Origin of the sequence: Streptosporangium sp. NPDC049644 (genome assembly GCF_040675205.1) — a bacterium.
In the GTDB taxonomy this organism is placed as follows: Bacteria; Actinomycetota; Actinomycetes; order Streptosporangiales; family Streptosporangiaceae; genus Streptosporangium; species Streptosporangium fukuiense.
This window is the reverse complement of record NZ_JBFAOJ010000258.1, coordinates 1-1,627: the sequence shown is the minus strand read 5'-3', so window position 1 is coordinate 1,627 and position 1,627 is coordinate 1. Positions and strand designations below refer to the sequence as shown.

Below are 1,627 nucleotides of genomic sequence, written 5' to 3'. Positions count from 1 at the left end.
ATCGAACTTCCAGCCCGCCTTGCCTGTACTTCCGAGCTCAGCGAACGACACCACGCTGAGCGTCTCTCCACCTGCCGTGTAGCCGGTGCCCGACACCTCGCCGACGTCCCACGGATCCACACCGTAAGCGGGGTTGGACTGGGAGAAGTTCGGCACCACCACGCTGGTGTACATGGCGATCTTGAACGCGGCCGAAGATGACAGATCCAGCGCGATCGTGTTCGTCAGCGCCTTCACAAACGTGTCGACAAACACAGCGTCACGGTCAATTGCCATCAGCGCCTCGCAATCCCAGGTTGATACGCACGTCGCGGCGGCCGTCACTGTGCTCTGTGGTGTCGTGGCCCAACTGGTCACGGACGCGCTGCCACCTCGCGCCGTCATCCCTGCGGCCCTGAGTACGCTGATCCCGGGTGGCATGAGACCACCCCTCAGGGCGGGCGTGGATGTTCTTATCCCGCAGGTACGCCCCATAGGACGGCCACCGGGACGGGTCGTATTCGGGCACGCCGAAGCCGCCTCCTAACAGGTCAGAGAAGTAGGAATCCGGGATTCTCGGTAACAGATCGACGCGATACGACCACACGGCCCGGACCGAACATGACAAACTGCCGGTCGTTCGGGGACCCAACGCGCCAGCAGAAAAGAGACCACATGCGCGCGAACGGCTACCTAGGTGGATACGTCGAGTTTGACGGCCAGTTCGTCACCATCGGCCACGGCGGAGCAACCAGACTTCTAGCGGGCAGCGGAGTCAAACGCATCCACTTCAGCCAAGTCAGCGCTGTCCAGATCAAACCCGCAGGCCGACTCGTCAACGGGTTCATCCAGTTCGCGGTGAGCGGGTCGCCGGAACTGCGGTCCCGCGTCGGACGCCAGACTTATGACGCCGGCACGGACGAGAACAGCGTCGTGTTCACTCGCAAGCACCAATCTGAGTTCGAAGCTCTCGCGCGTGCAATCGAGCAGGCGAAAGCGTCGATGTACCCGCCTCAGCCTCAGCAACCAGATGCGGCAGGGCAACTCGCTGCGTTGTGGCAACTCGTCATGCAAGGCGCCATGACACGAGATGAGTTCGAAAGGCAGAAAGCGCAGATCCTTGGGGCGCCGCCAGCGCCACCCCACCAAGAGTGGCGCTAGCGACTGGTCCTGCCCGGCCGTGGCATCTCTCGTCACCTGCCGCCGCGGGCGCGAACTCCGGTACCCATGATGAACTGCAGGTCCTTCGCGATCCCGTACGTCGACTGCTCCGGCGTCGCATGGAAGTTCTCCACGTTGAGGAGAGCCCCGTCGCCGCCGCGTGCCCCGCCTTGCTGAACAGCCTGCCACTGCTGGTCCGTGAGGACCGGCTCGGGCCTGCCGGTGCCGTTGTGCACCAGCGACGTGCCGGGCATCAGGAACCCGCCATTGTCATACGTCGGCGGGCGTCCGATCACCTGGGCTGCCCTCGCGGCGACCTCGCGGACGTTCATACCGGTCTGCGGCGCCTCGATGATCGTGTCCGGCGAGCTGTAAAGCCACACGTGGCCGTTGTGCGGAAAGCCGAGCATGCCCGCCTGCGGTTTCGCGACCGGCTCAACCCAGTTGATCTGATCCTGCGTCACCCGAGGCACACCCTTTACCCCGG

Annotated in this window: 2 protein-coding genes and 1 pseudogene; 1 reads left to right on the top strand and 2 read right to left on the bottom strand. The window is 64.1% G+C overall.

What is annotated here, in order from left to right; translation table 11 throughout:
- Positions 1 to 357: hypothetical protein (locus AB0J58_RS44955; protein ID WP_364227965.1), on the bottom strand; the 357-nt coding region annotated here is incomplete at its 3' end.
- A gap of 297 nt (positions 358 to 654) precedes the next feature.
- Between AB0J58_RS44955 and AB0J58_RS44950 the strand changes: the two genes are divergently transcribed.
- The gene (locus tag AB0J58_RS44950; RefSeq protein WP_357795846.1) at positions 655 to 1,140 is read left to right on the top strand and encodes a DUF4429 domain-containing protein; all 486 of its coding nucleotides are present in this window, start codon (positions 655 to 657) and stop codon (positions 1,138 to 1,140) included.
- 32 nt (positions 1,141 to 1,172) lie between these two features.
- Here AB0J58_RS44950 and AB0J58_RS44945 read toward each other — a convergent pair.
- Positions 1,173 to 1,627 (bottom strand): annotated as a pseudogene (locus tag AB0J58_RS44945) (hypothetical protein); the annotation flags it as partial.